This window comes from Methylophilus medardicus, from assembly GCF_006363955.1.
GTDB classification, from domain to species: domain Bacteria; phylum Pseudomonadota; class Gammaproteobacteria; order Burkholderiales; family Methylophilaceae; genus Methylophilus; species Methylophilus medardensis.
The window spans coordinates 338,400-361,495 of the sequence record NZ_CP040948.1; the positions used below are offsets into that span (position 1 = coordinate 338,400).

Here is a 23,096-nt window from a genome sequence, read left to right on the forward strand (position 1 = left end):
TCATCCGCGTCGCATAATTTGTGAAAACAATATTATTGGCTTTATTTAGTACTAATAAAGGAAAAACATCATGGCAAAAGGCAAATTTGAACGTACCAAGCCACACGTGAACGTTGGTACGATTGGTCACGTTGACCACGGTAAGACGACATTGACAGCGGCGATCACCACTGTATTGACGAAGAAATTTGGCGGCGAAGCAAAAGCTTACGACCAAATTGATGCGGCACCAGAAGAAAAAGCACGTGGTATTACCATTAACACTGCACACGTTGAATACGAAACTGCAGCACGCCACTACGCACACGTTGACTGTCCAGGTCACGCTGACTATGTCAAAAACATGATTACTGGTGCAGCACAGATGGACGGCGCGATTCTGGTTTGTTCCGCAGCTGACGGCCCAATGCCACAAACACGTGAGCACATCTTGTTGGCCCGTCAAGTTGGCGTTCCATACATCGTTGTGTTCTTGAACAAAGCGGACATGGTTGACGATGCTGAGTTGTTAGAGCTGGTTGAAATGGAAGTACGTGACTTGCTGAGCAAGTATGACTTCCCAGGCGACGACACACCAATCGTTAAAGGTTCTGCTAAATTGGCACTGGAAGGTGACCAATCTGAAATCGGCGAACCAGCTATTTTCGCATTGGCTGACGCATTAGACAGCTACATCCCAACGCCAGAGCGTGCTATTGACGGTGCGTTCTTGATGCCAGTAGAAGACGTATTCTCTATTTCTGGTCGTGGTACTGTAGTAACTGGCCGTATCGAGCGCGGTATTGTTAAAGTTGGTGATGAAATTGAAATCGTTGGTATCAAGCCAACGTTGAAAACCACTTGTACAGGCGTTGAAATGTTCCGTAAACTGCTGGACCAAGGTCAAGCAGGCGACAACGTAGGTGTGTTGTTGCGCGGTACTAAGCGTGAAGAAGTTGAGCGTGGTCAAGTATTGTCCAAATCTGGTTCAATCAAGCCACATACTAAATTCACTGCTGAGATCTATGTGTTGGGTAAAGATGAAGGTGGTCGTCATACTCCATTCTTCAATGGTTACCGTCCACAGTTCTACTTCCGTACAACCGACGTGACTGGTGCAGTTGAATTGCCAGCAGGTACCGAAATGGTGATGCCAGGCGACAACGTATCGATCTCTGTTGCGCTGATCGCTCCGATCGCGATGGAAGAAGGCTTGCGCTTCGCGATTCGTGAAGGTGGTCGTACCGTTGGTGCTGGCGTTGTTGCCAAAATCATCGAGTAATAGTTGATGTATGTGATGGCTGCACTACAACCCGTGCAGCTTTCACTTTAAAGAGTACAGGCCAATAGCTCAATTGGTAGAGTATCGGTCTCCAAAACCGAGGGTTGGGGGTTCGAGACCCTCTTGGCCTGCCAAACACCCAGAATAAGCTGTGGTGTTAATCATAAAGTTAAGTATATGATCGATAAAATCAAACTGGCTTTTTCCCTGTTGTTGCTAGCTTTGGGGATCGCCGGTTTTTATCTTTTTGAAGATAAAGCAATGGTTGTTAGGATACTTGCCGTTTTGGCAGGTATTGTCGCGTCTGTCGCTGTGGCGTGGACTTCGCCGCAAGGCAAGCAGGCGCTCAGCTTTTTTAACGAATCCGTTGCCGAGGCGAAAAGAGTCGTATGGCCTACGCGTCAGGAAACCATCCAAACCACCCTTGCCGTTGCAGTGCTGGTGATGATCATGGCTGCGTTTCTTGCGCTGGTTGATATCGGCTTTGCCTACATGGTGCAATGGATTATGGGTAGGGGTGCTTAATGTCTATGCGTTGGTATGCAGTTCAAGCTTTCTCCGGCATGGAAAAATCCGTGAAAGCCGGTTTGGAAGAGCGCATCATCAGATCCAATTTACAGGATCAGTTCGGTGACATTTTAGTGCCAGTGGAAGAAGTCATCGAGTTGAAGAATGGTCAAAAGACGATTTCTGAACGTCGTTTGTACCCTGGTTACGTTCTTGTTCAAATGGAAATGACGGATGAAAGTTGGCATTTGGTTAGAAGCACGCCACGTGTAACTTCTTTTATTGGGGGCACTGCGCAACGTCCAACACCTATTAAAGACAAAGAAGTCGAAATTATTCTACGTCGTATGGATGACAGTAAGTCTAATCCAACGCAGAAGATGACATTTGAAAAAGGCGAGAGTGTTCGTGTCATTGATGGCCCGTTCAAAGACTTCTCCGGCAACGTTGAAGAAGTCAATTACGATAAAAATAAACTGCGTGTGTCAGTCGTGATTTTTGGTCGCGCAACACCCGTTGAGCTTGATTTCGCGCAAGTAGAAAAAGAAGTCTAGTTGTGCGCATGTCAACTGCCATAAATGGTAGTTGATTTTTTACTAACGGGGAGCCTGTTAAGGCGTTAACTACCCATTTAAGGAGTCAAACATGGCAAAGAAAGTCATTGGCTACATTAAGCTGCAGATCCCTGCAGGTAAAGCCAACCCAAGCCCACCAGTCGGTCCAGCATTGGGTCAACGTGGTCTGAATATTATGGAATTCTGTAAGGCCTTTAACGCTGCAACGCAAGGTGTTGAGCCAGGCTTGCCGATTCCAGTAGTGATTACTGCGTTTGCAGACAAGAGCTTCACTTTTGTGATGAAAACGCCTCCAGCAACGGTGCTGATTAAAAAAGCAGCCAAACTGGAAAAAGGTTCTCCTCGTCCACATACCGATAAAGTTGGCAAGATTACGCGCGCACAAGCTGAAGAAATTGCTAAAACAAAACAGCCTGACCTGACGGCTGCTGACCTGGATGCTGCTGTACGTACCATCGCTGGTAGCGCACGCAGCATGGGTATCGAAGTGGAGGGTGTATAACATGGCTAAAAGAATTGATGCACTACGTGCGAAAATCGACCGTAACAAATTGTACCCAGTGGCTGATGCTCTGAGCTTGGTTAAAGAAGGCGCGAGCGCTAAATTTAACGAATCGGTTGACGCGGTGATTAACTTGGGTATCGACCCACGTAAATCTGACCAATTAGTGCGTGGCGCCATTGTGTTGCCACATGGTACTGGTAAGTCAGTCCGTGTTGCCGTGTTTGCGCAAGGCGCACAGGCTGAAGCGGCAAAAGCGGCCGGTGCTGATATTGTTGGTTTTGAAGATTTGGCTGAACAAGTTAAAGGCGGCATGTTGGACTTTGACGTAGCCATTGCGACACCAGACGCGATGCGTATCGTGGGTGCACTGGGTCAAGTATTGGGTCCACGTGGTTTGATGCCAAACCCGAAAGTTGGCACTGTAACTCCTGATGCGGCTACTGCGGTTAAAAATGCCAAAGCTGGTCAAGTACAGTATCGTACTGACAAAGGCGGTATCGTGCATTGCACCATCGGCCGTGCTTCATTTACGGCTGAGCAATTGCAAGGTAATTTGTCAGCGCTGATCGAAGCATTGAACAAAGCCAAACCAGCAAGCTCTAAAGGTATCTATCTGAAGAAATTGTCCGTTTCAAGCACGATGGGCCCAGGTGTGCGCGTTGATCAAGCATCCGTAACTGCCTAAGCATTAAATTAAGCCCCGATCCAGTTGGATCGGGCAAGAACTTTGGGCTTGAGTCTCGATGCATTTAGATCGAGATTCAAGAGCATCAAAGACCGTTGGTGTTTTTACTTAATCAATAATGTTTATCAATGGGTGAGCGATCCTCTGTTTTTAAATATTTGAAGCCAACGCAGATGGCGATCCCCAACACAGGATATTTCCATGCCCTGCACAAGGACGCCGTGAGTGGCTCAGTTTTACTGAGCTTTCATTAACGGAAGGAGAACAGACCTTGAGTCTTAATCTTACAGAGAAAAAAGAAGTCGTTGCCGAGGTGGCCGCACAAGTGGCTAATGCACAAGCAATCGTACTTGCTGAGTATCGTGGTATTGGCGTAGCCAACATGACGAAACTGCGTGCTGAAGCACGTAATGCAGGTGTGTTTCTTCGTGTGTTGAAAAACACCCTGGTTCGTCGTGCAGTTGAAGGTACGCCTTTTGCAGCATTGGCAGACGATATGGTTGGGCCGCTGGTCTACGGTATTTCTACCGATCCAGTTGCAGCCGCCAAAGTGATGAACAATTTCGCTAAAGATAACGAATTGTTCGTACTGAAAGCGGGCTCAATGCCTAATGAGCGTCTTGATGTGGCTGGCGTACAAGCGCTTGCATCTACATTGAGCCGTGATGAGTTGCTGTCCAAATTGGCTGGCACGCTCAATGAAGTCCCAACCAAGTTTGCTCGTGCAATCGCTGCAATACGCGACGAAAAAGAAAAGCAAGCGGCTTAATTTTTATTCAATTTATTTTAGGAAATTTATATCATGGCAATTTCTAATGCTGACATCTTAGATGCAATCGGTGGTATGACCGTATTGGAACTGACCGCTTTCATCAAAGAAATCGAAGAGAAGTTTAATGTTTCTGCTGCTGCGGTTGCAGTTGCTGCTGTTGGTGGTGGTGCTGCTGCACCAGCTGCTGCTGAGCAAACTGAGTTCAACGTTGTGTTGAACGGCGCTGGCGACAACAAAGTAAGCGTGATTAAAGCGGTTCGTGAACTGACTGGTCTGGGCTTGAAAGAAGCAAAAGACTTAGTTGATGGCGCACCAAAAGCAGTTAAAGAAGGCGTTAGCAAAGCTGACGCTGAAGCTGCAGTGAAAAAATTGATCGAAGCGGGCGCAACTGCTGAGATGAAATAATTCACATTTGTGAATCTGGCTGGGCTGACGGGAGACCGTCGGCCTTCGCCATTTCTGGCGTATGCAGATACTGATGTCCTTTTTTCAGTAGTAACATCGCCTAAAGTTGTCGTAGTACGCGATCACTTTTAATTGTTAAGTGGTTGAATTTAAACGAAGTTAGATGTCAAAACATTGCAGTGGATGAAAAGTGTTTTGTCTTCTACCCTCAAAAATTTCAGGAGACGCTATGAGCTATTCCTTTACCGAAAAGAAACGCATCCGCAAAAGCTTTGCTAAGCGCGACAGTGTTCAAGAGGTACCTTACCTGCTAGCCATGCAGTTGGAATCCTATAAATCATTCCTGCAGGAAAATGTACCCGCAGACCAACGTAAAAACGAGGGTCTTGAGTCCACTTTCCGTTCCATTTTCCCGATTGTCAGTCATTCAGAGAATGCACGTCTGGACTATGTGAGCTACCAATTAGGCGCAGAGCCTTTTGACGTTAAAGAGTGTCAACAACGTGGTTTGACCTATGCAGTGCCACTGCGTGTCAAAGTGCGCCTGACCATTATGGACCGTGAAGCGTCCAAACCTACGGTTAAAGAAGTCAAGGAACAAGAAGTGTACATGGGTGAATTGCCGCTCATGACCGAGAATGGTTCTTTTGTGATTAATGGTACCGAGCGTGTGATTGTGTCCCAATTGCACCGCAGCCCTGGCGTTTTCTTTGAGCATGATCGTGGTAAAACACATAGCTCTGGCAAACTGCTGTTCTCCGCCCGTATCATTCCTTACCGTGGTTCTTGGTTAGATTTTGAATTTGACCCGAAAGACTACCTGTATTTCCGTGTTGACCGTCGCCGCAAAATGCCAGTGACGATCTTATTGAAGGCGCTTGGTTATAACCCAGAGCAAATTCTAGAGACTTTCCACGATACAGACACTTTCCATATTGGTCCTAAAGGGGTGGAATTTGAGCTGGTTGCGGATCGTTTACGCGGTGAAGTTGCCAAGTTTGATATTACGGACAAAGACGGTACGGTGCTGGTTGCTAAAGACAAGCGCATTACAGTGAAGCATATTCGCGACATTGAAAAAGCCGGTGTGAAAACCATGGCTGTGCCAACCGACTTTATGATGGGTCGTGCAGTTGCTAAAAACATCATCGACACTGAAACCGGTGAAGTGATTGCCAACGCCAACGATGAAGTCACCCCTTCATTGCTTGAAAAATTAGTCGCAGCAAAGATTTCAGAAATTGATACCATCTACACCAACGACTTAGATCATGGAAATTTCATTTCGCAAACATTGCGCAGTGATGAGATTCCGGATCAATATAGCGCCCGTGTAGCGATCTATCGCATGATGCGTCCAGGCGAGCCACCGACCGAAGATGCGGTTGAAGCTTTATTTAGAGGTCTGTTCTTCACTGAAGATCGTTATGATCTGTCAGTGGTTGGTCGTATGAAGTTTAACCGTCGCGCCTATCCAACCAAATTGGAAGAGCGTACGGCAACATGGATGCGCCGTTTCTATGAGAACGTCGGCCCGCAAGGCGACACCGGCAACAATGTGTTATCAAATGAAGATATTTTGGCCGTCATTGGCGTGTTGATCGAACTGCGCAATGGCCGCGGTGAGATCGACGATATCGACCACTTGGGTAACCGTCGTATCCGTTCAGTAGGTGAATTGGCTGAGAACCAGTTCCGTGCTGGCTTAGTGCGCGTAGAACGTGCGGTCAAAGAGCGCTTGTCGCAAGCGGAATCAGAAAACCTGATGCCGCATGACTTAATCAACGCCAAACCAGTGTCCAGCGCGATCCGTGAGTTTTTCGGTTCTAGCCAGTTGTCACAGTTTATGGACCAGACTAACCCATTATCTGAAATCACGCACAAACGTCGTATTTCAGCCTTGGGCCCAGGCGGTTTAACACGTGAGCGCGCCGGCTTTGAGGTGCGTGACGTACATACCACGCACTATGGTCGTGTTTGCCCAATCGAAACGCCAGAAGGTCCAAACATTGGTTTGATCAACTCTTTGGCCTTGTATGCGCGTACCAACGACTATGGTTTCCTTGAAACACCTTACCGTTTGGTAGAGGACAACAAGGTCTCCGGCAAGATCGATTACTTGTCAGCGATTGAAGAGAGCCAGTACGTGATTGCGCAGGCAAACACTGAAATCTCTGTAGATGGTGGTTTCAAAGAGGATTTGATTTCCGCACGTTTCCACAACGAATTTACCATGACGCAACCCGGCCGCGTACAGTATATGGACGTGGCGCCAGGTCAGATTGTTTCGGTAGCGGCTTCACTGATTCCGTTCCTTGAACACGATGACGCGAACCGTGCCTTGATGGGTGCCAACATGCAACGTCAGGCGGTTCCTTGTCTGCGCGCTGAAAAAGCGGTTGTGGGTACTGGTATTGAGCGTACCGTGGCCATTGACTCCGGTACTGTCGTGACTGCACGTCGTGGCGGGGTGGTGGATTATGTGGATTCAGGCCGCATTGTGGTGCGTGTGCATGACGTGGAAGCGTTAGCTGGTGAAGTGGGCGTAGATATCTACAACTTAACCAAATACACCCGATCTAACCAAAACACCAACATCAACCAACGTCCATTGGTGAAAGTCGGTGACATCATTGCCCGCGGTGACGTGGTTGCTGATGGCGCCTCAACCGACATGGGTGAGTTGGCCCTGGGTCAAAACATGCTGGTTGGCTTTATGCCTTGGAACGGTTACAACTACGAAGACTCGATTTTGATTTCAGAGCGCGTCGTGGCCGATGACCGTTACACCTCCATCCATATTGAAGAATTGTCTGTGGTGGCGCGTGATACCAAGTTGGGACCTGAAGAGATTACGCGTGATATTTCCAATTTGTCCGAGCGTATGCTGGGTCGTTTGGATGACTCCGGTATTATCTACATTGGTGCTGAAGTGGAAGCCGGTGATGTGTTGGTGGGTAAAGTCACCCCTAAAGGTGAAACCACTTTAACCCCAGAAGAAAAATTGTTGCGCGCCATCTTTGGTGAAAAAGCATCTGACGTCAAAGACACTTCCCTGCGCGTGCCGTCTGGCATGACAGGCACAGTGATTGATGTGCAGGTCTTTACCCGTGAGGGGATCGACCGTGATACCCGTGCACAACAGATTATTGATGACCAATTGTCACACTACAAAAAAGATCTGGGTGACCAGATGCGTATTGTAGAAGACGATACCTTCGGTCGTATCAGTCGTTTGTTGAATGGTAAAGCCGCAACAGGTGGTCCAAACAAGTTGAAAAAAGGCGACACCCTGACTCAAGAGTACCTTGAGAGCGTGGGTCGTTATGATTGGTTTGATATTCGTTTGAGCGATGAAGATGCCGCACGTCAACTTGAGCAATTGAAAGATAGCTTGAGCCAAGCGCGTATTGAATTTGACAACAAATTCGAAGAGAAAAAGCGTAAGCTGACCCAAGGCGATGAATTGCCACCTGGTGTGCAAAAAATGGTCAAGGTCTATCTGGCGGTTAAACGTCGTATTCAACCAGGTGACAAAATGGCGGGTCGTCACGGTAACAAGGGTGTGATTTCAAAAATCTGCCCGGTTGAAGATATGCCGCATATGGCTGACGGTACGCCGTTAGATATCGTGTTGAACCCATTGGGCGTGCCTTCACGGATGAACATTGGTCAGATTCTAGAAACGCACCTTGGCTGGGCAGCGAAAGGCTTGGGCAAGCGCTTAGGCGATATGCTGCAAGCGGAAGCGAAAGTGGCTGAAATTCGTGCTTTCTTGGACAAAATCTACAACAGCAGCACTGGCAAGAAAGAAGACATTGCTGGTTTGACCGACGTTGAAGTGATTGATTTGGCCACAAACCTGAAACTTGGCGTACCATTTGCCACACCAGTGTTTGACGGGGCTGCAGAATCAGATATCCGTGCCATGTTAGATCTGGCGTTCCCGGATGATGATGAGCACACCAAAAAGTTGCAGTTCCACGCAGGTAAAACACAGGTAAAACTGTTCGACGGCCGCACGGGTGATGCTTTTGAGCGTCCAGTCACTGTCGGTTATATGCACGTATTGAAACTGCATCACTTGGTTGATGACAAGATGCACGCACGTTCTACCGGTCCTTACAGCCTGGTGACACAGCAGCCGTTGGGTGGTAAAGCCCAGTTCGGTGGTCAGCGCTTCGGTGAGATGGAAGTCTGGGCACTTGAAGCCTACGGTGCGTCATACACCTTGCAAGAGATGTTGACGGTGAAATCAGATGACGTGAATGGTCGTACAAAAGTGTACGAAAACATCGTCAAAGGTGAGCACAAAATTGATGCGGGTATGCCTGAATCATTCAACGTGTTGGTGAAAGAAATTCGTTCACTCGCGATTGACATTGATTTAGACCGTAACTAAGCCCGCCATTAAGGAGAGTCTCTATGAAAGCGTTATTAGATTTATTTAAACAGGTTACGCAAGAAGAAGAGTTCGACGCGATTAAGATCGCGCTGGCTTCACCTGAAAAAATCCGTTCATGGTCCTATGGCGAAGTTAAAAAGCCAGAAACGATCAACTACCGTACTTTTAAACCAGAGCGTGATGGTTTGTTCTGCTCCAAAATCTTTGGCCCAATCAAAGATTACGAGTGTCTGTGCGGTAAATATAAGCGTTTGAAGCATCGCGGTGTGATCTGCGAAAAATGCGGCGTTGAAGTGACCTTGAGCAAAGTGCGCCGCGAGCGTATGGGCCACATCGAGTTGGCCTCACCGGTGGCACACATCTGGTTCCTAAAGTCCTTACCAAGCCGTTTAGGCATGGTGTTGGATATTGCATTGCGCGACATCGAACGTGTGCTGTATTTTGAAGCATTCATCGTGATCGACCCAGGCATGACACCACTGACACGTGGCCAGTTGCTGACTGAGGACGACTACTTAGCCAAAGTTGAAGAATATGGTGATGAGTTCAATGCCGTCATGGGTGCTGAAGCGGTGCGTGAACTGTTGCGCACCATGGACATCGAGCGTGAAATCGAAAGATTGCGTAGTGAGTTGTCTGCCACCAGTTCAGAAGCCAAGATCAAAAAGATCGCTAAACGTCTGAAAGTGTTAGAAGCATTCCAGAAATCAGGGATCAAACCTGAGTGGATGATTCTGGAAATCTTGCCAGTGTTGCCGCCCGAACTGCGCCCGCTGGTGCCGCTGGATGGTGGTCGTTTCGCGACGTCTGACCTAAACGATCTGTATCGTCGTGTGATTAACCGTAACAACCGTTTGAAGCGTTTGCTGGAGTTGAAGGCGCCAGAAATCATCGTGCGTAACGAAAAACGCATGCTGCAAGAAGCGGTGGACTCACTGCTGGATAACGGCCGTCGCGGTAAAGTGATGACCGGTGCTAACAAGCGCCCATTGAAATCATTGGCAGACATGATTAAAGGTAAAGGCGGTCGTTTCCGTCAGAACCTGCTGGGTAAACGCGTGGACTACTCCGGTCGTTCCGTGATTGTGGTCGGCCCTACCTTAAAACTGCATCAGTGCGGTTTGCCGAAAAAAATGGCGCTCGAGTTGTTCAAACCGTTCATTTTCCACAAGCTGGAAGTATTAGGTTTGGCCACAACCATCAAGGCCGCCAAGAAGAAAGTGGAAGAAGAAGGACCAGAAGTCTGGGATATTCTTGAGGACGTGATCCGCGAGCATCCGGTGTTGTTGAACCGTGCGCCGACGCTGCACCGTTTGGGTATCCAAGCTTTTGAGCCAGTTCTGATCGAAGGTAAAGCGATTCAGCTGCACCCATTGGTGTGTTCAGCCTTTAACGCTGACTTTGACGGTGACCAAATGGCGGTACACGTGCCATTGAGCCTTGAAGCGCAAATGGAAGCACGCACTTTGATGCTGGCATCCAACAACGTGCTGTCGCCAGCCAACGGCGAGCCAATCATTGTGCCATCACAAGATATCGTGTTGGGTCTGTACTACATGACCCGCGAAAAAGTGGCTGCACGTGGCGAAGGCATGATCTTCAGTGATATTAAAGAAGTGCAGCGCGTTTATGACCAAGGCTTGATTGATTTGCATGCCAGAGTCACTGTGCGTATTCGTGAGTTCGAGCTGGATGTAGCGGGCCAAAAGATTGAGAAAATCAACCGGTATAACACCACCGTCGGTCGTGCATTGCTGTCTGAGATCTTGCCACCAGGCTTGCCATACAGCTACATCGACAAGGCATTGAAGAAAAAAGAAATTTCACGCCTGATTAACGCCAGCTTCCGTAAAGTGGGTATCCGTGAAACGGTGATTTTTGCCGACAAATTGATGTACACCGGTTACTCGTATGCGACAAAAGCGGGCATCTCGATCAGCATTAACGACATGTTGGTGCCACCAGAGAAAGAGCAATTGATTGCAGCGGCTGATGCTGAAGTGAAAGAGATCGAAGACCAATATGTCTCCGGTTTGGTCACCCAAGGCGAGCGCTACAACAAAGTGGTCGATATCTGGGGTCGCGCAGGTGACAAAGTGGCTGACGCCATGATGAAACAGTTGCGTGAAGAAGATGTGAAAGATGCTGACGGTAATGTGGTCATGAAAGACGGCAAGGCAGTGCGTCAGGAGTCGTTTAACGCGATTTACATGATGGCCGACTCAGGTGCCCGTGGTTCTGCGGCACAGGTGCGTCAGCTGGCCGGTATGCGTGGTCTGATGGCGAAACCGGATGGCTCCATTATTGAAACACCGATTAAAGCCAACTTCCGTGATGGTTTGAACGTGTTGCAATACTTCATTTCGACACACGGTGCACGTAAAGGTCTGGCAGATACGGCGTTGAAAACAGCGAACTCAGGTTATCTGACCCGTCGTCTGGTTGACGTGACGCAAGACTTGGTTGTGACTGAACTCGACTGCGGTACCGTTGAGGGCTTAGTGACTAAAGCGTTAGTCAAAGGTGGTGAAGTGGTCGAGCCGTTGCATGACCGTATCCTTGGTCGTACTTCAGCGCTGGATGTTCTCCACCCTGAAACACAAGAAGTCATTTTCCCAGCGGGTACATTGCTTGGTGAAGACGAAGTTGAAAAAATTGATGCCTTGGGTATCGATGAGGTCAAAGTGCGTACTGCGCTGACTTGTGACACTCGCTATGGTATTTGTGCTAAGTGTTATGGTCGTGACTTGGGTCGTGGCAAGCTCATCAGCATGGGTGAAGCCGTTGGCGTGATTGCGGCGCAATCCATTGGTGAACCAGGCACACAGTTGACCATGCGTACCTTCCACATCGGTGGTGCGGTGTCTCGTGCGGCTTCTGTCTCTCAAGTGGAGAGTAAGTCTAATGGTGTGTTGAGCTTTACCTCTAACATGCGTTATGTCACAAACTCTCGCGGTGAGCAAATCGTCATCTCACGTAATGGTGAAGTGATTATTGCAGATGACAATGGACGTGAGCGCGAACGTCATAAAGTGCCTTATGGCGCGACTTTGACAGTGACCGATGGTAAAACGGTCAAGGCGGGTCAAGCATTGGCAACTTGGGATCCACATACCCGTCCTATCATTACTGAATACGCTGGTCGTGTGAAGTTTGAAAACGTTGAAGAAGGCGTGACGGTCGCTAAACAGGTGGATGAAGTGACTGGTCTATCATCACTCGTGGTGATTGATCCGAAGCAACGTGCGGGTTCAACCAAAGGGTTGCGTCCGCAGGTTAAGTTGTTAGATGCCAATGGCGTAGAAGTGAAGATTGCCGGGACAGAAACTTCCGTCAACGTGACCTTCCAGCTGGGTTGCATTATTACGGTGAAAGATGGTCAAGAAGTAGGCGTGGGTGAAGTGCTTGCACGTATCCCACAAGAATCTTCGAAAACCCGTGATATTACCGGTGGTCTGCCACGCGTCGCCGAATTGTTTGAAGCACGCTCACCAAAAGATGCCGGTATGTTGGCTGAGGTGACAGGTACGGTTTCCTTTGGTAAGGATACCAAAGGTAAGCAACGTCTGGTGATTACTGACCTTGACGGCTTGACCAGCGAGTTCTTGATTGCCAAGGACAAGCACGTTACTGCGCACGATGGCCAAGTGGTGACCAAAGGTGAAACGATTGTCGATGGACCCGCTGATCCTCAGGATATTCTGAGACTGCAAGGTCGCGAGGCGCTGGCACGTTACATCATTGACGAAGTGCAAGACGTTTATCGTTTGCAAGGCGTGAAGATTAACGATAAGCACATCGAAGTGATTGTGCGTCAGATGCTGCGTCGCGTGAAAGTGCAAGACGCGGGCGATACTGGCTTCATTCCGGGCGAGCAAGTTGAGCGCGCTGATTTGTTGACAGAAAACGAACGCGTAGTGGCCGAAAACAAACGTCCATCAACCTTCGAGTATGTGTTGTTGGGCATTACCAAAGCTTCGTTGTCTACAGATTCATTTATCTCGGCGGCATCGTTCCAAGAAACAACGCGTGTACTGACCGAAGCAGCCATTTTGGGCAAACGCGACGATCTGCGTGGCTTGAAAGAAAACGTGATTGTGGGTCGTTTGATTCCAGCCGGTACCGGTTTGGCTTATCACGAGTCTCGCAAACGTGCGGCGATTGCGTCATTGACGCCGAACGTAGCTGCACCGTCTGAGGCATTATTGGCGGCAGAAGCCATGTTCGCATCCGAAGAAGTAGTAGAGGAAATTGCAGTAGACGATCAGCCGGCCGAGTAATTCGATCACTGTTGTCATGATGCACAAGGGGTGTCAAGTATGAATAATGCTTGACACCCCTTGACTCGTTTATTAAAATGCTGGGTTTCTCAGAATAGCCTTATTGTCTCAGTAGGGTGTTATTGTTGATATGCCGCCAAACTTGAGTTTCCTGCTCAAATGGTGGTTTTTTAAAGGTGAAGAGGTTAAGGCAATGCCAACCATTAATCAGTTAATACGTAAACCACGCGTTAAAGTGGTAACCAAGAGCAAGGTTCCGGCCTTGGAATCTTGTCCACAAAAACGTGGTGTGTGTACCCGTGTATACACAACAACGCCTAAAAAGCCTAACTCTGCGCTGCGTAAAGTTGCAAAAGTACGTTTAACCAACGGCTACGAAGTGATTAGCTACATCGGCGGTGAAGGCCATAACCTGCAAGAGCACTCAGTGGTGCTGTTGCGTGGTGGTCGTGTAAAAGACTTGCCAGGTGTGCGTTACCACATGGTGCGCGGTAGCTTGGATACCGCTGGCGTGAAAGACCGTAAGCAGTCTCGTTCCAAATACGGTGCAAAACGTCCTAAAGCAGCTAAAGCTTAATTTTTTAAGCGGTTGCCGGACAGTAGTCCAATTTTTAATAGCGGCTGAAATGCCTTGCAGTGTAATAGCTAGCAAAATTTAAATGAAAGAGAATAGTCATGCCTAGACGTAGAGAAGTCCCCAAACGTAATATCTTGCCGGATCCAAAATTTGGTAGTCAGGAAGTATCCAAATTCGTAAACGTGTTGATGACTGGTGGTAAAAAATCAGTTGCTGAACGTATCGTTTACGGTGCATTTGATCAAGTAGCTAGCAAGAGTGGCAAAGATCCGCTGGAATTATTCACCACAGCGTTGAACAATCTTCGCCCAATCGTTGAAGTGAAAAGCCGTCGCGTCGGTGGTGCAAACTATCAAGTTCCAGTTGAAGTGCGTCCAAGCCGTCGTAGTGCGTTGGCAATGCGCTGGTTGCGTGATGCAGCCCGTAAGCGGGGCGAAAAGTCGATGGGCTTACGCTTGGCAGCTGAGTTGCTCGAGGCCTCTGAAGGTCGTGGTTCAGCCATGAAAAAACGTGAAGAAGTTCACCGTATGGCCGAGGCTAACAAAGCCTTCTCGCATTTCCGTTTTTAATTAAACGACCTCGTTCTTTAATAATTAGTTGAATTGATAGCAAAGGTAAAGCATCGTGGCACGTAAAACCCCTATTGAACGCTACCGTAATATTGGTATTTCTGCGCACATTGACGCAGGTAAAACAACCACGACAGAACGTATTCTGTTCTACACTGGTGTGAACCATAAAATTGGTGAAGTGCACGATGGTGCAGCTACCATGGACTGGATGGAGCAAGAGCAGGAGCGTGGCATTACCATTACTTCTGCAGCAACTACTTGCTTCTGGAAAGGTATGGATCTGTCTTTACCTGAGCATCGATTCAACATTATTGACACCCCAGGGCACGTGGACTTCACCATTGAGGTGGAGCGCTCCATGCGTGTGCTGGATGGTGCCTGCATGGTGTACTGTGCAGTAGGTGGCGTACAGCCACAATCTGAGACGGTTTGGCGTCAAGCCAACAAATACAAAGTGCCTCGTCTGGCCTTTGTGAACAAAATGGACCGTTCCGGTGCCGACTTCTTCAAAGTCGTTGATCAAATGAAAACACGTCTGCGCGCAAACCCTGTGCCAGTGGTGATCCCTATCGGCCGTGAAGACACTTTCACTGGTGTGGTGGATTTGATCAAAATGAAAGCCATCATCTGGGATGAGGCTTCACAAGGCATGAAATTCACCTATGGTGAGATTCCAGCTGATCTGGTTGAAATCGCAGGTAAGTGGCGCGAGCAAATGGTTGAATCAGCGGCTGAAGCTAGTGAAGCACTGATGAACAAATACCTCGAAAATGGTGATCTTGAAGAAAAAGAAATCATCTTAGGTTTGCGTACACGTACCATTGCTGGTGAGATCCAACCAATGCTGTGTGGTTCAGCTTTTAAAAACAAGGGCGTTCAACGTATGTTGGATGCGGTTGTTGATTTCTTGCCATCGCCAATCGATATTGATGACGTGACTGGTGAAGATGACTACGGTAAACCAGCCAGTCGTAAAGCTGATGATAAAGAAGGCTTCTCTGCGCTCGCGTTTAAATTGATGACTGACCCGTTCGTTGGCCAGTTGACCTTTATTCGCGTTTACTCAGGTGTGTTGAACAAGGGTGATACGGTTCTTAACTCTGTTAAGGGAAAAAAAGAACGTATCGGCCGTATCGTGCAAATGCACGCCAACAACCGTGAGGAAGTTGAAGAGGTATTGGCAGGCGACATCGCCGCTTGTATCGGTCTGAAAGACGTGACCACTGGTGAATCCTTGTGCTCACCAGACAAGCCGATCATTCTTGAGCGTATGATTTTCCCTGAGCCAGTGATTCACGTGGCTGTTGAACCAAAAACCAAGAGTGACCAAGAAAAAATGGGCTTGGCGTTGGGTCGCTTGGCACAAGAAGATCCTTCATTCCGCGTGCGTTCAGATGAAGAATCTGGTCAAACAATTATCTCAGGCATGGGTGAATTACACCTTGAGATTCTGGTAGACCGTATGCGTCGCGAATTTAACGTTGAAGCGAACGTAGGTGCGCCACAGGTGGCTTACCGTGAAGCGATTCGTAAATCGATTGAAGTTGAAGGTAAATTCGTTAAACAGTCCGGTGGTAAAGGTCAGTACGGTCACGTATGGCTCAAAATGGAGCCTAACGAAGCTGGTAAAGGCTTTGAGTTCGTTGACCAGATCAAGGGCGGTACTGTTCCACGTGAATTTATTCCAGCGGTTGAAAAAGGTCTGCGTGAAACCATTCCTTCTGGCGTGTTAGCTGGCTTCCCGGTGGTTGACGTAAAAGTCACGTTGTTTGATGGTTCATACCATGACGTTGACTCTAACGAAAACGCTTTCAAGATGGCTGCGTCAATCGGCTTTAAAGATGGTATGCGTAAGGCTGACCCAGTTTTGCTGGAACCAATGATGGCGGTTGAAGTTGAAACGCCTGAAGACTACATGGGTGATGTGATGGGTGACTTGTCATCCCGTCGCGGTATTATCCAGGGCATGGATGATATGCCTGGCGGCGGCAAAGCGATTAAAGCTGAAGTGCCGTTGTCAGAAATGTTTGGTTATTCCACTGTCGTGCGTTCCTTGTCACAAGGCCGTGCAACTTACAGCATGGAATTCAAGCACTACGCCGATGCACCGAAAAACGTTGCTGATGCAATCATCAACAAAAAATAATTGATTTTTAAAGTATTGAATTAAAGGAAAAACATCATGGCAAAAGGCAAATTTGAACGTACCAAGCCACACGTGAACGTTGGTACGATTGGTCACGTTGACCACGGTAAGACGACATTGACAGCGGCGATCACCACTGTATTGACGAAGAAATTTGGCGGCGAAGCAAAAGCTTACGACCAAATTGATGCGGCACCAGAAGAAAAAGCACGTGGTATTACCATTAACACTGCACACGTTGAATACGAAACTGCAGCACGCCACTACGCACACGTTGACTGTCCAGGTCACGCTGACTATGTCAAAAACATGATTACTGGTGCAGCACAGATGGACGGCGCGATTCTGGTTTGTTCCGCAGCTGACGGCCCAATGCCACAAACACGTGAGCACATCTTGTTGGCCCGTCAAGTTGGCGTTCCATACATCGTTGTGTTCTTGAACAAAGCGGACATGGTTGACGATGCTGAGTTGTTAGAGCTGGTTGAAATGGAAGTACGTGACTTGCTGAGCAAGTATGACTTCCCAGGCGACGACACACCAATCGTTAAAGGTTCTGCTAAATTGGCACTGGAAGGTGACCAATCTGAAATCGGCGAACCAGCTATTTTCGCATTGGCTGACGCATTAGACAGCTACATCCCAACGCCAGAGCGTGCTATTGACGGTGCGTTCTTGATGCCAGTAGAAGACGTATTCTCTATTTCTGGTCGTGGTACTGTAGTAACTGGCCGTATCGAGCGCGGTATTGTTAAAGTTGGTGATGAAATTGAAATCGTTGGTATCAAGCCAACGTTGAAAACCACTTGTACAGGCGTTGAAATGTTCCGTAAACTGCTGGACCAAGGTCAAGCAGGCGACAACGTAGGTGTGTTGTTGCGCGGTACTAAGCGTGAAGAAGTTGAGCGTGGTCAAGTATTGTCCAAATCTGGTTCAATCAAGCCACATACTAAATTCACTGCTGAGATCTATGTGTTGGGTAAAGATGAAGGTGGTCGTCATACTCCATTCTTCAATGGTTACCGTCCACAGTTCTACTTCCGTACAACCGACGTGACTGGTGCAGTTGAATTGCCAGCAGGTACCGAAATGGTGATGCCAGGCGACAACGTATCGATCTCTGTTGCGCTGATCGCTCCGATCGCGATGGAAGAAGGCTTGCGCTTCGCGATTCGTGAAGGTGGTCGTACCGTTGGTGCTGGCGTTGTTGCCAAAATCATCGAGTAATTTATCTTATAAGCGGCAGGGGTTTCCTGCCGCTTTTGCTCTTTAAAGGAAAAAACATGGCAGCTCAAAAAATTCGTATCCGTCTGAAAGCATTTGATTACCGTTTAATCGACCAATCTGCTTTGGAAATTGTGGATACCGCGAAACGTACTGGCGCAGTTGTAAAAGGTCCAGTGCCATTGCCAACACGTATCGAGCGCTTTGACATTCTGCGTTCACCACACGTGAACAAAACTTCCCGTGACCAGTTTGAAATTCGTACGCATCAGCGTTTGATGGATATTGTTGATCCAACGGACAAAACAGTGGACGCGTTGATGAAGTTGGATTTGCCAGCGGGTGTGGATGTAGAAATTAAGTTGTAATTGCAAATAACCTTTTTGAATGAAAAGGTTATTGTCAAATCAAGAATAGTTCGGTATAATCCGCGCTCTTCGGTGGACGGTCAATTGTAATCGTCCACTTTAACTATTATAAGGAACTGATCATGAGCTTAGGGCTTATTGGTCGCAAGGTGGGCATGACCCGCATTTTTACAGATGAAGGCGCAAGCGTTCCTGTAACTGTGCTGGAAGTGATCCCGAACCGCGTGACACAAGTTAAGACAGTCGCAACGGATGGCTACACAGGCCTACAAGTTGCTTATGGCGAGCGTCGTGCTAGCCGTATCAACAAAGCGTTGACTGGTCACTTTGCTAAAGCTGGCGTAACTGCTGGTGCTGGCATCAAAGAATTCAATGTGGCAGATGATGTATTGGCTAACTTTCAAGTCGGTGGAAACGTCACAGTTGATATTTTCTCAGTCGGTCAGTTGGTTGATGTGACAGGTACTTCGATCGGTAAAGGTTTTGCCGGTGCGATTAAGCGTCACAACTTCTCCTCTAACCGTGCTTCTCACGGTAACTCACGTTCACATAACGTACCAGGTTCTATCGGTATGGCGCAGGATCCAGGTCGAGTATTCCCTGGTAAGCGTATGCCTGGTCATTTGGGTGATGCAAAAGTCACTACCCAAAACCTGGAAATCGTTCGTGTTGACGTAGAGCGTAACTTATTGTTGATCAAAGGTTCAGTGCCTGGCTCTAAAGGTGGCAATGTTGTAGTTCGACCAGCCATCAAAGCGAAAGGGGCTAAATAATGGAATTGAAGCTAATCGATCAAAACGGCAAAGTAGCTAAAAAAGGCGTTGACGCGTCTGATGTTACTTTCGGTCGTGAGTTTAACGAATCGCTGGTGCATGAAGTGGTTGTTGCTTACATGGCCAATGCACGTACTGCAACACGCGCACAAAAGACACGTGCCACTGTAGCGCATACGACGCACAAGCCATATGCACAAAAAGGCACTGGTAATGCACGTGCTGGTATGACTTCTAGCCCGATCTGGCGCGGAGGCGGTCGTGCGTTTCCTAACAGCCCTAACGAAAACTACAGCCACAAGGTGAACCGTAAGGCTTACCGTGCTGGTATGCAGACTATCTTGTCTGAGTTGGTTCGTCAGGACCGTTTAAAGGTAGTGGATACATTTACTGTAGACACACCAAAAACAAAACAATTTGTACAAAAAATCAATGCCTTGGGTATCGACGGCGGTGTTTTGCTGTTGACTGACGGCTTTGACGAAAACTTGTACTTGTCTTCCCGTAACCTGCCAAACGTATTGGTGGTTGAAGCGCAGTATGCTGATCCAGTAAGTCTGGTGCGTTTCCCTAACGTTTTGGTCACAGCCAATGCTGTGAAAAAACTTGAGGAGATCTTGGCATGATTACCGCAGCAACTAAAACGCAAGATCGTTTATTGCAAGTGATTTTAGCGCCTCAGATTACTGAGAAAGCAACCTACATTGCTGACAAACATCAGCAAATTGCTTTTAAAGTTCGTACTGATGCGACCAAGCCTGAAATTAAAGCGGCTGTTGAACTGGTGTTCAAAGTCGAAGTGGCTTCAGTGTCTGTGATTAATGTCGCAGGTAAAGTGAAGCGTGCTGGCCGTCGTATTGGTAAGCGTAACGACTGGAAAAAAGCTTATGTGAGCTTGAAGCCAGGTCAAGAAATTAACTTTGCAGCTGGCGAATAAGGAGAGAAGACATGGCATTAGTTAAAGTCAAACCAACTTCCCCCGGTCGTCGCGGTGTACTGAAAGTAGTCACACCTGATTTGCACAAAGGCAAACCTTACGCGCCGCTGTTGGAAAGTCAAAGTAAAAATGCTGGTCGTAACAATAACGGCCGCATTACAACCCGTCACCAAGGTGGCGGTCATAAACAGCATTACCGTATTGTTGACTTCCGTCGCAATAAAGATGGTATTCCAGCGACTGTTGAGCGCATCGAATACGATCCTAACCGTACAGCGAACATTGCATTACTTTGCTACGCCGACGGCGAGCGTCGTTACATCATTGCCCCAAGAGGCATTGCTGCTGGCGCGCAATTAATCAGCGGTTCTGAAGCGCCTATTCGTGCTGGTAATGCGTTGCCTTTGCGCAACATTCCAGTCGGTAGCACGATTCATTGTATTGAAATCCAACCAGGTAAAGGCGCGCAAATCGCTCGTTCAGCCGGTACTTCAGTGCAACTGCTTGCACGCGAAGGTTCTTACGCTCAGCTGCGTTTACGCTCTGGTGAAGTTCGTCGCGTACACGTTGACTGCAAAGCCACATTGGGCGAGGTAGGTAACGAAGAGCACTCACTGCGCTCTATCGGTAAAGCTGGTGCGATGCGCTGGCGTGGTGTTCGTCCAACCGTTCGCGGTGTGGTGATGAACCCGGTAGACCACCCGCACGGTGGTGGTGAAGGCCGTACAGCAGCTGGTATGAACCCAGTTTCACCATGGGGTCAGAAAACTAAGGGTTATCGTACACGTAAGAACAAGCGTACTGATAACATGCGCGTAAGTCGTCGTCCGAGAAATGTAAGGTAATCGATATGGCACGTTCTATTAAAAAAGGTCCATTTGTGGACGCTCACTTGGCTAAAAAGGTCGAAACTGCGTCAGCGAACCGCGACAGAAAGCCAATTAAAACCTGGTCACGTCGTTCGACAGTTTTACCAAATTTTATTGGTTTAACAATCGCAGTGCACAACGGTAGGCAGCATGTTCCTGTGCTGATTTCTGAAAATATGGTTGGTCACAAGCTCGGTGAATTTGCGTTGACACGCACGTTCAAGGGTCACGCGGCTGATAAAAAAGCGAAGAAGTAAGGGGCTGATTATGCAAGTTACTGCAGTTTTAAGAGGCGTACACCTTTCTCCGCAAAAAGCGCGTTTGGTAGCCGATCTGGTTCGTGGCAAAAAAGTAGACCATGCTTTGAATATTCTCGCCTTTACGCCTAAGCGTGGTGCTGAGATTATCAAGAAAGTGGTTTTGTCTGCTATTGCTAACGCAGAACACAACAATGGGGCTGATATCGATACGTTGAAGGTAACTTCAATTTATGTGGATAAAGGCATGGTCATGAAGCGTATCCGTGCTCGTGCAAAGGGTCGCGCTGGCCGTATTACGAAACCAACCTGCCACATTCATGTGACAGTCGGTGACTCAAAGGAATAATATGGGACAGAAAATTCATCCAATTGGGTTCCGTTTGAGCGTTCAGAAAAACTGGGCCTCACGTTGGTACTCGAATAGCCAGAACTTCCCTGCGATGTTACAAGGTGACATCAAAGTGCGTGAGTTCTTAAATAAGAAGTTGGCGAGTGCTGCGGTGAGCAAGATCATCATCGAGCGCCCTGCTAAAAATGCAAAGATCACTATTCACAGCGCACGTCCAGGCGTTGTCATTGGTAAAAAAGGTGAGGATATCGAATCCTTACGCGCAACCCTGCAAGGCTTGATGGGTGTACCAGTGCATTTGAACATCGAAGAAGTGCGTAAGCCAGAGTTAGACGCTACTTTAATCGCACAATCCATTGCGCAGCAATTGGAAAAGCGCGTGATGTTCCGTCGTGCGATGAAGCGTGCAATGCAGAATGCAATGCGTCTGGGTGCTCAAGGGATCAAGATCATGAGCTCCGGTCGTTTGAACGGCATCGAGATTGCACGTACCGAATGGTATCGTGAAGGTCGCGTGCCATTGCACACTCTGCGTGCTGATATCGATTACGGTGTTGCTGAAGCCTCAACCACTTACGGCATCATCGGAATTAAAGTTTGGGTATTCAAAGGCGAGATCTTCGGTGACAACGCTGCTAATGCTGCGGTTGCTGATGCTGAGCCAGAGAAAAAAGTAAGAAAGCCGAGGGCTAAAGATGCTGCAACCAGCTAGACAGAAATACCGCAAGATGCAAAAGGGTCGCAATAAAGGTATTGCGACTACTGGTAACAAGGTGAGTTTTGGTGAATTTGGTCTGAAAGCGATCGGCCGTGGTCGTTTAACAGCACGCCAAATCGAGGCAGCGCGTCGTGTGATGACTCGTCACATTAAACGTGGTGGTCGCGTTTGGATTCGTGTGTTTCCAGATCAACCAATTTCTAAAAAACCAGCTGAAGTGCGTATGGGTAACGGTAAAGGTAGCGTGGATTACTACATCGCCCAAATTCAGCCTGGTAAAATGCTGTACGAAATGGATGGCGTGAGCGAAGAGCTGGCACGTGAGGCTTTCAGATTGGCTGCTGCCAAGCTGCCAGTCGAAACTACATTCATGACCCGTCAAATTGGCAGTTAAGGAGTAGTAACGATGAAAGCTTCTGAATTGAGAGCAAAATCAGCGGATGAGCTCAATAACGAGTTGGTTGAGTTACGTCGTGCGCAGTTTTCACTGCGTATGCAAGTAGCCACACAACAATTGAACAAAGTAGATCAGCTGGGTAAAGTGCGCAAGGATATCGCTCGCGTGAACTCTGTATTGGCTGAGAAAGCGAAACAGGCATGATGACTGAAAAAGCGAAAGTAGTGCGCAGTTTGACTGGTCGCGTGGTGAGCAACAAGATGGATAAAACCGTCACTGTGCTTGTCGAGCGTAAAGTGAAACACCCTTTGATTGGTAAAGTGGTTGTTAAATCAAACAAGTTTCATGCACATGACGAAACAAATGCATGCAACGAGGGCGATGTAGTCACGATCACAGAAACCCGCCCATACTCCAAGAGCAAGTCTTGGATTGTAAGCAAAATCGAAGCTAAATAAGGCTTTAAATATATAAACCGGAAAAACGCTTGTCATAAGCGTTTTTTTGGTTG

General features: G+C 48.0%; 24 protein-coding genes and 1 tRNA gene. All 25 read left to right on the forward strand.

The window, feature by feature from the left end; translation table 11 throughout:
* The first annotated feature begins 70 nt into the window (after positions 1-70).
* The 25 genes from tuf (FIT99_RS01620) to rpsQ all read left to right on the forward strand — a co-directional run bounded on the left by tuf (FIT99_RS01620) (position 71) and on the right by rpsQ (position 23,043).
* Positions 71-1,261 (forward strand): elongation factor Tu, encoded by a 1,191-nt coding sequence (gene tuf / locus FIT99_RS01620; RefSeq protein WP_140002317.1) that lies wholly within the window; start codon positions 71-73, stop codon positions 1,259-1,261.
* 58 nt (positions 1,262-1,319) lie between these two features.
* A tRNA-Trp gene (locus FIT99_RS01625) sits at positions 1,320-1,395 on the forward strand.
* Between the two features lie 43 nt (positions 1,396-1,438).
* A complete protein-coding gene (secE, locus tag FIT99_RS01630) occupies positions 1,439-1,786 on the forward strand; it encodes a preprotein translocase subunit SecE (RefSeq protein WP_140002319.1) in 348 nt (115 codons plus the stop codon).
* Positions 1,786-2,322, forward strand: a complete 537-nt coding sequence (gene nusG / locus FIT99_RS01635; protein ID WP_140002321.1) for a transcription termination/antitermination protein NusG — start codon at positions 1,786-1,788, stop codon at positions 2,320-2,322. The genes secE and nusG overlap by 1 nt, the downstream gene beginning before the upstream one ends.
* A gap of 91 nt (positions 2,323-2,413) precedes the next feature.
* Entirely contained in the window at positions 2,414-2,845 is a 432-nt protein-coding gene (gene rplK, locus FIT99_RS01640; protein WP_140002322.1) for a 50S ribosomal protein L11, read from the forward strand.
* Between the two features lies 1 nt (position 2,846).
* On the forward strand, positions 2,847-3,533 hold the full coding sequence (gene rplA / locus FIT99_RS01645) for a 50S ribosomal protein L1 (RefSeq protein ID WP_140002324.1): 687 nt from the start codon (positions 2,847-2,849) through the stop codon (positions 3,531-3,533).
* A gap of 271 nt (positions 3,534-3,804) precedes the next feature.
* Positions 3,805-4,302, forward strand: a complete 498-nt coding sequence (gene rplJ / locus FIT99_RS01650) for a 50S ribosomal protein L10 (protein WP_140002326.1) — start codon at positions 3,805-3,807, stop codon at positions 4,300-4,302.
* A 33-nt stretch (positions 4,303-4,335) separates the two neighbouring features.
* Positions 4,336-4,710, forward strand: a complete 375-nt coding sequence (rplL, locus tag FIT99_RS01655; protein WP_140002328.1) for a 50S ribosomal protein L7/L12 — start codon at positions 4,336-4,338, stop codon at positions 4,708-4,710.
* A gap of 229 nt (positions 4,711-4,939) precedes the next feature.
* Complete coding sequence (gene rpoB, locus FIT99_RS01660; RefSeq protein WP_140002330.1) at positions 4,940-9,112, forward strand: DNA-directed RNA polymerase subunit beta; 4,173 nt, start codon at positions 4,940-4,942, stop codon at positions 9,110-9,112.
* Positions 9,113-9,135: 23 nt separating this feature from the next.
* A complete protein-coding gene (gene rpoC, locus FIT99_RS01665) occupies positions 9,136-13,395 on the forward strand; it encodes a DNA-directed RNA polymerase subunit beta' (protein ID WP_140002332.1) in 4,260 nt (1,419 codons plus the stop codon).
* Between the two features lie 193 nt (positions 13,396-13,588).
* The gene (gene rpsL / locus FIT99_RS01670) at positions 13,589-13,972 is read left to right on the forward strand and encodes a 30S ribosomal protein S12 (RefSeq protein WP_140002334.1); all 384 of its coding nucleotides are present in this window, start codon (positions 13,589-13,591) and stop codon (positions 13,970-13,972) included.
* 98 nt (positions 13,973-14,070) lie between these two features.
* A complete protein-coding gene (gene rpsG / locus FIT99_RS01675; protein WP_140002336.1) occupies positions 14,071-14,541 on the forward strand; it encodes a 30S ribosomal protein S7 in 471 nt (156 codons plus the stop codon).
* 55 nt (positions 14,542-14,596) lie between these two features.
* Positions 14,597-16,690, forward strand: coding sequence for an elongation factor G (fusA, locus tag FIT99_RS01680; protein ID WP_140002338.1), 2,094 nt, complete (start codon positions 14,597-14,599; stop codon positions 16,688-16,690).
* 36 nt (positions 16,691-16,726) lie between these two features.
* On the forward strand, positions 16,727-17,917 hold the full coding sequence (gene tuf, locus FIT99_RS01685) for an elongation factor Tu (RefSeq protein WP_140002317.1): 1,191 nt from the start codon (positions 16,727-16,729) through the stop codon (positions 17,915-17,917).
* A gap of 56 nt (positions 17,918-17,973) precedes the next feature.
* The gene (gene rpsJ / locus FIT99_RS01690) at positions 17,974-18,282 is read left to right on the forward strand and encodes a 30S ribosomal protein S10 (protein ID WP_018986280.1); all 309 of its coding nucleotides are present in this window, start codon (positions 17,974-17,976) and stop codon (positions 18,280-18,282) included.
* 122 nt (positions 18,283-18,404) lie between these two features.
* The gene (rplC, locus tag FIT99_RS01695; protein ID WP_140002340.1) at positions 18,405-19,055 is read left to right on the forward strand and encodes a 50S ribosomal protein L3; all 651 of its coding nucleotides are present in this window, start codon (positions 18,405-18,407) and stop codon (positions 19,053-19,055) included.
* Positions 19,055-19,681, forward strand: a complete 627-nt coding sequence (rplD, locus tag FIT99_RS01700) for a 50S ribosomal protein L4 (RefSeq protein WP_140002342.1) — start codon at positions 19,055-19,057, stop codon at positions 19,679-19,681. Before rplC ends, rplD begins: the two co-directional genes overlap by 1 nt.
* Positions 19,678-19,992, forward strand: a complete 315-nt coding sequence (gene rplW / locus FIT99_RS01705; protein ID WP_029147996.1) for a 50S ribosomal protein L23 — start codon at positions 19,678-19,680, stop codon at positions 19,990-19,992. Before rplD ends, rplW begins: the two co-directional genes overlap by 4 nt.
* An 11-nt stretch (positions 19,993-20,003) precedes the next feature.
* The gene (rplB, locus tag FIT99_RS01710) at positions 20,004-20,837 is read left to right on the forward strand and encodes a 50S ribosomal protein L2 (RefSeq protein ID WP_019881222.1); all 834 of its coding nucleotides are present in this window, start codon (positions 20,004-20,006) and stop codon (positions 20,835-20,837) included.
* 5 nt (positions 20,838-20,842) lie between these two features.
* On the forward strand, positions 20,843-21,118 hold the full coding sequence (gene rpsS / locus FIT99_RS01715; RefSeq protein WP_029147997.1) for a 30S ribosomal protein S19: 276 nt from the start codon (positions 20,843-20,845) through the stop codon (positions 21,116-21,118).
* Between the two features lie 10 nt (positions 21,119-21,128).
* On the forward strand, positions 21,129-21,467 hold the full coding sequence (rplV, locus tag FIT99_RS01720; RefSeq protein ID WP_140002344.1) for a 50S ribosomal protein L22: 339 nt from the start codon (positions 21,129-21,131) through the stop codon (positions 21,465-21,467).
* 1 nt (position 21,468) lies between these two features.
* On the forward strand, positions 21,469-22,182 hold the full coding sequence (rpsC, locus tag FIT99_RS01725) for a 30S ribosomal protein S3 (RefSeq protein ID WP_140002346.1): 714 nt from the start codon (positions 21,469-21,471) through the stop codon (positions 22,180-22,182).
* Positions 22,166-22,582, forward strand: a complete 417-nt coding sequence (rplP, locus tag FIT99_RS01730; RefSeq protein WP_018986272.1) for a 50S ribosomal protein L16 — start codon at positions 22,166-22,168, stop codon at positions 22,580-22,582. Before rpsC ends, rplP begins: the two co-directional genes overlap by 17 nt.
* A gap of 12 nt (positions 22,583-22,594) precedes the next feature.
* A complete protein-coding gene (gene rpmC / locus FIT99_RS01735; RefSeq protein WP_019881226.1) occupies positions 22,595-22,789 on the forward strand; it encodes a 50S ribosomal protein L29 in 195 nt (64 codons plus the stop codon).
* Positions 22,786-23,043 carry a 30S ribosomal protein S17 gene (gene rpsQ, locus FIT99_RS01740; RefSeq protein WP_019881227.1) on the forward strand — a complete coding sequence of 86 codons (258 nt, stop codon included), beginning with the start codon at positions 22,786-22,788 and terminating at the stop codon, positions 23,041-23,043. The genes rpmC and rpsQ overlap by 4 nt, the downstream gene beginning before the upstream one ends.
* The last annotated feature ends 53 nt before the right edge of the window (positions 23,044-23,096 follow it).